The following is a 457-nucleotide window of genomic DNA, read 5'->3' on the forward strand; positions in this document are numbered from 1 at the left end:
ATGACAATACTCATCGTAACCTCTCAAGAGATCTAGTGGAAGCTCTTGATACTATTGGTAACAATAACATAAAGGGTATATATGTGGGGTGTAAGATAGAACACGGAAAAAGAACTAAAGCAACGATACCTCCAAGACTTGTCGGTCGCTTAGCCACCACCATAGTCATGGAAGATGGTCTGTATATAGGATAAGATATGAAGAAGATCATATTTATCATCATAGCTATTTTAGCATTCACAGCAGTAGTGGTAATAAGCAAAGGAAAAACAATGAATAAAGGAAATTTAATGGATAACACTAATACATATACAGTTATAGCTCCGAATGGAGAAGAGGTTTGGTTTGACAAAAATACAAATTTAATTGTGTCTAAAACTAAAGATGACAATACTACAAAGTATTTTAAGGAAAAATCTCAAATGCTCCTTGAAGCCCGCTCCATCCTCGACTCATC

General features: G+C 35.2%; 2 pseudogenes. Both read left to right on the forward strand.

Going from position 1 to position 457, the window contains the following annotated elements:
* Positions 1-194: pseudogene (locus tag B9N65_RS11170) on the forward strand (hypothetical protein); the annotation flags it as partial.
* A 3-nt stretch (positions 195-197) separates the two neighbouring features.
* A pseudogene (locus B9N65_RS10815) lies at positions 198-457 on the forward strand (thioredoxin reductase); the annotation flags it as partial.

It is taken from the genome of Campylobacter concisus (genome assembly GCF_002165815.1).
Lineage (GTDB): Bacteria > Campylobacterota > Campylobacteria > Campylobacterales > Campylobacteraceae > Campylobacter_A > Campylobacter_A concisus_BH.